The sequence below is a fragment of the Acinetobacter sp. TY2 genome (genome assembly GCF_046269225.1).
Lineage (GTDB): Bacteria > Pseudomonadota > Gammaproteobacteria > Pseudomonadales > Moraxellaceae > Acinetobacter.
The window spans coordinates 1-8,768 of sequence record NZ_JBJZOR010000045.1; the positions used below are offsets into that span (position 1 = coordinate 1).

An 8,768-nucleotide genomic window follows, 5' to 3' on the forward strand; every position below is an offset into this window, starting at 1 on the left:
AAACCAAAGAACAAGGAAATGTTAAAGGTACGACAGGAGTTATACCTCAAGCATCAAATATGTAAAAAAGCCCAACAGGATGTTGGGCTTTTTTATGTCTATATCTTTTAGATCAGGCTTGGATGTGCATCTAGAATGCGAATTAAAGTCGCTGCTGGGCCAGTGGGGTAACGTCGCCCTTGTTCCCAGTTCTGTAGCGTTCTTGCACTGATATGCAAACGTGATGCGAATTCAATTTGGCTTAAGCCAGTCTTTTCACGAACTTCTTTAATATCAGGGAGTTCAAGTTCTGTAACTCGGCTTGCTTGAACCTCTTTACGTTTAATTGCTCCTGCTTCTTTAATCGAAGAAACGAGGTCATCAAATAAATTGTTATCCATGAAATTGCTCCTTCACTAATTGGCGTAGAATTGCAGTTTCCTTATCCGTTAAATTATCTTTTACTGATTTAGGATAAGCGATAAGAAAAAAGATCTGATCGTCTTCTGTGACCCAGTAATAGATCACACGGATACCACCACTTTTTCCTTTGTTGCCTTGAGCGCAACGTACTTTACGAATGCCACCACCATTTTTAACCACATCACCTTTATCAGGCTGTACCAATAGGTCTTGCTGTAGCTGACGATACTCTTCATCGCTAACAAGATCTTTGATCTGTTTGGTAAAAATACTGGTTTCAATAAATAGCATGAATCAAATACGTCAATGGCGTACAAAAAGTATAGCAATTTGAAAATAAAAAAGCGAGATCTATAGTTCTCGCTTTTTTAACTTCACATAAGAGATTTTATGTTAAATGGCAAATTTTCTACTTTTAAACTCGGTTAATTTTCGGGAGCATTACCGAAAGAGAGTTTGTAATCAGCAAAAATGCGAGGGCGAAATTTTTATGATGCTTAATCTCTCGTAGACACTCTCTCAGTTATCTTTTTTTAGAGTTTAAATATTTGATAAACCATAAAAAATAGTTATAATTTCTTAATCTAATTAAGTTAAATGAGAAAACATGTTTTTTTTCATAATTCCATTAATGTTTTTTCCATTTATTGTTTTAGCTATATCTATAAAATTACATAAAAAATTTAATATTAAAAAAGAATATACACTTTATTATGGTATTTCTTGCGTATTAGGAGCATTTTTTTCAGTTTTTGATAATTTTGAAATGTGGAATATTGTTCTATTTCTAATAATAGCAGCTTTAATTCATCTACTTTTATTATTAATTATTTGGTCTATTAAGTATTTAATTAATTAAGGGTTTAATTGAATGTTTCAACTAATTATAATCATTGTTTTTATACTGCCTCTTCTTGTTTTTAGTAAGTTCCTATCTAAATTATTTAATATTAGTTTTTTTCTAACATTTATTTTTCTACTCACATGGAGTATTACAACTTTTCTATATTACGTTAAAGCTATTGATAGTTTATTAATCGTATTTTTATCTCCTTTTATATCTTATATTTGTTCAAAAATAGTAATAAAGATAATGACATGGACTTTTAAAACAATTATGGATGATTAAAATTTTGGTTCTGTCGCATTAAGAATATTTTGATCTACATGCCTAAATATGACAGGTACTACTTTTTCTATTAGAGTCATGCTTAAAAGTATTTACATAAAATTAGCTAATTATAAGCTCCCATTTTTAATTTCGCATAAGTGCCATTATGTTAAATAAATATAAAGTTAATTGAAAAAATAGGTTTGAAAACGTGTGGGATGTAAAAGTAAAATTACTTATTATCATAGACAACTTATATGAAAAATCATCAATCAAAGGTTAATGTTCAGTAATGTCTGAAGAGACTATTAAGTATTGCTTAATTTCATTCAATATTCATCATTAACGAAAGCGATATAAGGAATATTGAATGAGTGAAATTATTAATAATTAACGCAATAATTTCTTTTTTTCATCAAGCCAAGCCCAAACTCTTTTGTTAGCCCAACCATAATATTCATTTATATTACATTGAATTATGAATATACTTGATTCACCATTCATAGAAATTTTGTTATAGATATCCTTTGCAGACATCTCTGTAACAATAAGATAAGTTGTATCAAAAATATTAATGAAATCGCCAATATTCGCCATTCTTTCTTGCGAGATCTCTTCAAATTCTTTTTTAATCTGAACGTAATATAAGTTATACATATTTAATCTCTTCCGTTACTGAAAGGTTCGCACTCATTTCTGTCAGGCGAAGTTCCCACTTCCCATCCCATTTGATAGTTAATTTAATAGTTAGAGGCTTGGCATTATCAGAATATATAGAAAATACTATTATCCACTCCCCCATATCTGGATCTACATTATATAGCTTTGTGCCGATTTGAAGTCTAGGCTGATTAGATGCATCTGATGGTGGTTGATCGGGGGTTGATACTTCACTTGGCGGAATGATTTTAAATAATGTTAAACTTTTCTTAGAATTACGTGGAATCATTATTTGCTTAGATTCCGAATCTTTCCATGTTAAAGGTATACCATCAACTTCAATTTCTTTGTAGGTCTGAGCACTAATTTTCTTGTATTTTAAATTTGTTAAATATACTTCAACTTCTTTAGCAGGAATATTTCCAATATTATTAACAAAAGTTTTGTAAAAGTATTCAACTGCTTCAATTGTACTTTGTGCAGTTGTTTTAGTCAGTTCATTTAACTTATTCTCTTTATTTAGATGCAATCTTGGTCTAACAACGAATCCACGTATGTCTTCTTTAAAGAGTGCGACAATCATGGCGAATACAGTGATGATTGATGAAAAAATCATTACTGTTATACGCATAAATGGTTCGTTTAATTCAATTGCTTTTTCATATTTTTCATAAAAATTTCCAAAATAAAATAGTAAGAATATCAATATTAGTAATACTCCTCCTATCAGACACTTTTTTATAGCGGACGAAACATTCATTTCTCACCCTATCTTAAATTTTAAGAACCCAGGAAAACAACCTAGAAATTGATTGTGTCTTTTATCATAAAAAGTTTTATATTTAAATTAATTAAGCTGTATTTTTTACTAAAGTAAAAATAATTTTCGATATTTTGATTAATTACCATTTAGAAAATTTCTAGCTTATAATGACGCTGATTATTTTTTAAGATTTCCTAAAATTAACATAATACGCCTTATGCGAAATGCTTGAACTTTATTCATAAGCATCAATATCTTATATGAAACCATGATGGGGTTCAGCGCACTATCATGGTTTCTTTGTGACTATTCACGTTTCACGCCTTTTTTTTAATCAGAATTCTAAATATTTAAATAGAACAGCTAAACAGTACATTTAACCATTAGGCAAGAAAAACCGACTCAAAAATCCCCTTTTCTTTAGTTCAGGCTCGATAGGTTCGGGTACTGGTATGCGTGGGTTTTCTTTTTGATCGGGAGTAGTCAATCCGTCATGTTTCAGTTCAGATTTTAACTGTGGGTCTGCTGTGTCAGGCTCGGATTTCTGATCGGTAAACGTCGTCATATTGGTTTTGGGAGCTTCTAATAGACGCTGTATAGCTTCAATTTGGTTATCCTTAGCTTCCAACTGCTCCCTTTGAAAAATTTCACGATCATGAGCAAGTTCTAATTGTTTTTTTAGGATGTCTACCTGCTGTTTTAGCATGTCTACTTCTGTATCTTTTTGTGCCGAAGTGGACTGTAACGTAGTTACATTGCTCTTTTTATTAGATGGTTCTCCAAAGACTCGTATAGCCTCTGCTAGATCTATCTTTCCATCACTATTTTTAGATAAATCTCCTTTATTTATACGCTTATAGATACTCTGTCTATTCATTCTATAGAGTTCAGCTAGCTCAATAACAGATAATGCTTTCATCATGTAACCTAAGTAAAAAGATGTATGCCAGTAGACATTATTTGAACATGTAACGTTACATTAATGATTTAACGATAGCCAACCTTTTTTAGAAGAGGAAAAAGCTCATTAAACTTATGTTGATCTTGTAGCATTTCAGCAATTCTAATAGCAAATTGGGCATAGCTTTCAGTTCCTTGTGAATGCTCACTCATTTCTGGAAGTTCAGCGAGTTTTTTAGCAAAGAGATACCGTTGAGCATCATTCATTTTTGAAAAAAGATCTAACTTATTTGGATCTCTACAACTCTCTGATAAATTTTTCTCTACCTTCTTTTGTTTAAAGGAAAATGAAAAACCAACGATAGAACGTCCTTCCTTGTGCTGTTCTACTTTTACAATGATGTCTGTATGTTCATTAATTTGCTTGATTGCTGATTCTAGGACTCGTCTTTTAAAAGTATCTATTCTTGGATAGTCATCTACTCCCAAGCCTAATTTTGAACGGAAATCAGATATTTCAAATAGTGGCGTTTTACCTACTTCTCTCCAGGCTATTAATAATTCATAAAGGCGAATAGCATATTTACCTGTTAATTGAGTTACTTGCTTAAGCTGATAGCTTGTAAATTGCTGTTCTAAGCGTGTAATTAAAGGAACAACATCCATTGTAAAAGTAACCTCTAATATTGCAGCATCATCAATATAAGCAATATTTTGAACCCATCTAGAAATAACTTTTTTGGGTTTTCCTGTTTTTTCATCAATAGTTAGATAGCTAAATTGTCTACCGAATAAGTTAGTAACAGCTGTTTTTAATGCTTTATAAGCTGCATGTTTACTTACATTAAATCTATTCATGTAATCACTAGCATGGATACGTAATCTTGTATTTGCATCAATTCCTGTTTTAGTTTCTCGTGCTTGCAAAATGGCAAGCAAAATAAGCCTCTGTTCAACAGTATCAAGATTATAACTAGCATTAATTAAAGCATTATCTTTGACGATTATTTCGGTTGTAGGCATTTATTACACCATTATTTTATTTGGTGTTATTACACCATTATTTATTTGTGGTGTAAATAGGTGACTTTTTGGTGTGGTATAGGTGACTTTTTGGTGTGGTATAGGTGACTTTTTGGTGTGGTATAGGTGACTTTTTGGTGTGGTATAGCATCTGAAAGCATTGCTATATAATGCTTTCATCTAAGTTAAAAGCATTTAAAAACATTAAAAATAATTAAAAGCCCTTCGTTTGAAAAATTGCCCTATGTTTTCGCTACGCTCAAACTCTATTGAATCTCGCTTTCGCTCGATTCTTGGGGCAATTTTTTAGCTGATATATTCGTGAATCTGAAAAGAAGTAAAATCAAAGGCAAAAGAACAATGGATTCGCTTCGCTCATAAAGCTTTTACTCGCTACGCTCGGTCTAGATTCAAATTTGGGCATCGAATTTATCTGTTTCTAGAATTTATTCTTTTAAAAACAGTTTTTCAGAGAGTCTAGGCACGACTTTTCATTGTGTCGCTCGTAGACACTCGCTGAATACATTCTAATTGATTCCATATTTTTATAAGTAACAGTGGCTTATCCTATTATTTTTGACTGGTGGATTCTTTAAGGTGTACAAATCCACCCCCCTTAAAATGTTCTTGATCACTTACTTTGAATCGGAACACTATTTTTTAAGGTGATCAGTTTTTTATGGGGTCGTTATTTTCATGGTCTGATTGCGCCTCTTTTGCGTTTTTAGCCTGTTTTCTCTCATGGAGTATAGAAACTCCCTGTTTATGCCAATTCGTCCATTTATCGCTATCTGGTGCGATTGCTGTGCTGATATTGGTGAGCATGCCGACCAATGTGGCAGGATCATGCTGTCCAAGCTCGGCAATATCGAATAATGCACCGAGTTCAATCAACCGTTTGGTACGTTGTTTGCGTTCTAAGGTTTTTTTTTTGTTCTTTTCAGCATTGAGTAGGTGCTGCATGTCCTTTTTGGCTTTGTTGGCTCGGATATTGGCTTTTTCGGTGCGGATCAAAGCGATCAATTTTTTGTCTTCGGTGGTGCTACGGTCTGTTTTTTCATAGAGTTCGATGAGGAGTTTTTGGTAGTCGGTGGGCCGTGATAGTGCCTTTAAAAATGGTAAATGTCCGTCAGGTAATTCTGTTTTTATGGTCATGCGAATACCGCTAAAAGCATCAATATTTATTCGAGTGTAGCATGGAAATGAAAGCGTGCTAAAATTCAGAATGCGCACTTAGTAGTTTCTCTCTTCGATAGAAACCTAAGCACGACAAAGGGCTTCGCCCTCTGTACTCCCCACAGCACAAGCACAGGCAAAAGCGAACATGGCAAGTTATCACTTATCGGTCAAGGTCGGTGCAAAAGGTAAAGCTGCTGCACATGCTGAATATATTGAGCGTGAGGGAGAATACAAGCTCAAGCATCAGGAAAAACTAGAAGCCACGGAGCATGGCAATATGCCCAAATGGGCACAAGATGATCCGAACTTATTTTGGCGATGTGCGGATGAGTTTGAGCGTAAAAATGGTTCAAGCTATCGGGAAATTGAAATTGCTCTGCCGAGAGAACTGACCCCTCAACAGCGTAAGGATTTGGTTCAGGTCTTTGTTGAGCAGGAATTAGGGGATCAGCATGCTTATACCTGGGCGATTCATACGCCAAAGGCGAGTATTGAGGGTGGTGAACAACCACATGCGCATATTATGTATAGCGAACGGATTCAGGATGGGATCGAGCGTGGCCCTGATCAGTTCTTTAAGCGCTATAACTCAAAACAGCCTGAACGTGGTGGTTGTCAGAAATCTAATACCACGAAGAGCGCAGAACAGCGTAAAACGGAATTGGTTGAGTTACGTGAGCGTTTTGCCGATCTACAGAATGCATTTTTAGAAGAATATGGGCATACAGATCGGGTCGATCATCGTAGTCTTGCCGATCAGGGCATTGATCGGGCACCTGAAAAGCATTTGGGGTGGATCGACAGTCAGAAGCAAGAATCAAAGGATTTATTACTCGAGTATCGGGAAGCGACTCAATCCTTTGAAACGCATCGTCATTATTTGCCGAAGCACTTGGCTAAGCTTGATCAGGAACAGCAACAGGCTGAGCCGAAGTCATTGACCCATGACGAAAAAATTAAAATTGCCAATCAAAAAATAGCAGAAGCTAAAGCAATCACGGCTGAATATCAGCAGTTGCTTGAAAAATATCGAACAGAATACGTGGATCAGAGTGTTAAAAAGGAATTAAAAGGCTATCAGCAACAAGGTGCAGGGATTCGCAGTCAGATTGAGGATTTAGATCAGAATAAACCGATGTTATTTGGGAAAAAGGATTGGGATGAAAAACGTGAAAAATTGGTCAATGAATATCAAGGCATTAAGTCTTTACATGACCACAGCAAGGCCGAGAAAAGGACGCAATTGTTATATGATCAGCGTTTCGGGCGTGAAGCATCCATCAAACAAATTGAAAAGAACCATCCTGATTTAGCTGATAAATTTAACAAGGCACAGGAACTTTTAAAGGCTTTGGCACAATGGAGAGAGCATCAACAGCAACAGGAAAAAGCGCAACAGAAAGAAAAATCGAATGATCGAGATTATGGCATGGAGATGTAAAAATTAGTCAGGACTCATTTTTTATGCATTGAAAAATGAAAATGCCTATAAATCAGGCATTTCGCATAAGGTGTATTATGTTAATTTTAGGAAATCTAAACTTGATATGAATTTGAATTCTTTATTTCTTTTCTTCTACTAAAAGACGAATTGCTAAAGCAGATAAAACTGTTCCCATCATCCATTTTTGAACTTGTGCCCAAATTGGTTTCTGATTCATAAAGTCTGCGATAAAACCTGCCGAAAATATGATTAAGACATTTACAAGAACACTTACAAAAATTTGAATCAAACCTAATGTCAGTGACTGTATAAAAACACTTCCATGATCAGGTTGAATAAATTGCGGTAGTAAAGATAGATACATAATGGCAATTTTCGGATTCAATAAATTTGTTAAAAAGCCCATTAAAAACAGTTTTGGTGAGCTATCAGGTGTTAACTCTACTGTTTGAAATGCGGATACACCATTTGGTTTTATAGCATTCCAAGCTAGCCATAATAAATATAAAGCACCAAGTATTTTTATAGTGTCATACGCATAAGGAACTGCAAATAGGAGTGCAGTTATACCTAATGCAGCACAAGCCATATAAAAAATAAATCCAAAAATTATGCCTACTAATGAAATTAATCCTGCTGATTTTCCCTGAGAAATTGATCGTGAAATAAGGTAAATCATATTAGGACCAGGTGTAATAACCATTAAAAAAGCAACACCTGAAAAAGCAACCATCTGAGATATATCTATCACAATCTGTACTCAAAAAATGAAGTGCTTCAAGATATCAAACAATTACAAATAAAGTGAATGATATTAAAAATATGCTTTCCTCCAAGCATATTTAACATAATGGTGCTTATGCGAAATCCATTTGTAATAAGCCTGTAATATCAATCAATTAGCATCATTCAAAAATTCAAAAAACCACACAACAGCCGATATAGAAACATATCGGCTATTTTTTATTCTGATCTGATATCTTTTGCCAATAAAATCGATTGTTTTTTGATCATATTGGGCGTTTCATCAGTGTTATCAATTCATCCAGTGCTTAAATTATCCCCAATTTCTGCGGACAAATCTTGGGATAATTTAAGTGTATTGTACGCCTGGGCGCACAAGCATTGAAGGATTTAGCCAATATACCCATGGAACACAATTTCTTATCATGAATACATAGAGAGCAGGATGCTCCAGACAATAAAAATAAACCAAAGAACAAGGAAATGTTAAAGGTACGACAGGAGTTATACCTCAAGCATCAAATATGTAAAAAAGCCCAACA

9 protein-coding genes are annotated in these 8,768 nt (G+C 34.2%); 1 reads left to right on the forward strand and 8 read right to left on the reverse strand.

The window, feature by feature from the left end:
- Positions 1-107: 107 nt before the first annotated feature.
- From nadS to ACK1JC_RS16555, 7 genes are all read right to left on the reverse strand, one after another.
- Positions 108-380, reverse strand: a complete 273-nt coding sequence (gene nadS / locus ACK1JC_RS16525) for a NadS family protein (protein ID WP_409512930.1) — start codon at positions 378-380, stop codon at positions 108-110.
- Positions 373-693, reverse strand: a complete 321-nt coding sequence (locus ACK1JC_RS16530; RefSeq protein WP_409512931.1) for a type II toxin-antitoxin system RelE/ParE family toxin — start codon at positions 691-693, stop codon at positions 373-375. Before ACK1JC_RS16530 ends, nadS begins: the two co-directional genes overlap by 8 nt.
- A gap of 1,210 nt (positions 694-1,903) precedes the next feature.
- A complete protein-coding gene (locus ACK1JC_RS16535; protein ID WP_409512932.1) occupies positions 1,904-2,170 on the reverse strand; it encodes a hypothetical protein in 267 nt (88 codons plus the stop codon).
- Complete coding sequence (locus ACK1JC_RS16540; RefSeq protein WP_409512933.1) at positions 2,163-2,933, reverse strand: hypothetical protein; 771 nt, start codon at positions 2,931-2,933, stop codon at positions 2,163-2,165. Before ACK1JC_RS16540 ends, ACK1JC_RS16535 begins: the two co-directional genes overlap by 8 nt.
- Before the next feature lie 379 nt (positions 2,934-3,312).
- On the reverse strand, positions 3,313-3,855 hold the full coding sequence (locus ACK1JC_RS16545) for a plasmid replication DNA-binding protein (RefSeq protein WP_409512934.1): 543 nt from the start codon (positions 3,853-3,855) through the stop codon (positions 3,313-3,315).
- Between the two features lie 68 nt (positions 3,856-3,923).
- Positions 3,924-4,859 carry a replication initiation protein RepM gene (gene repM / locus ACK1JC_RS16550; protein WP_409512935.1) on the reverse strand — a complete coding sequence of 312 codons (936 nt, stop codon included), beginning with the start codon at positions 4,857-4,859 and terminating at the stop codon, positions 3,924-3,926.
- Between the two features lie 669 nt (positions 4,860-5,528).
- Positions 5,529-6,014, reverse strand: coding sequence for a conjugal transfer protein TraD (locus tag ACK1JC_RS16555; protein WP_409512936.1), 486 nt, complete (start codon positions 6,012-6,014; stop codon positions 5,529-5,531).
- 169 nt (positions 6,015-6,183) lie between these two features.
- Here ACK1JC_RS16555 and ACK1JC_RS16560 point away from each other — a divergent pair, with 169 nt between their 5' ends.
- The gene (locus ACK1JC_RS16560) at positions 6,184-7,479 is read left to right on the forward strand and encodes a MobA/MobL family protein (protein ID WP_409512937.1); all 1,296 of its coding nucleotides are present in this window, start codon (positions 6,184-6,186) and stop codon (positions 7,477-7,479) included.
- 121 nt (positions 7,480-7,600) lie between these two features.
- Here the strand turns inward: ACK1JC_RS16560 and ACK1JC_RS16565 are convergent, their stop codons facing one another.
- Positions 7,601-8,233, reverse strand: coding sequence for a LysE family translocator (locus ACK1JC_RS16565; RefSeq protein ID WP_409512938.1), 633 nt, complete (start codon positions 8,231-8,233; stop codon positions 7,601-7,603).
- Between the last annotated feature and the right edge of the window lie 535 nt (positions 8,234-8,768).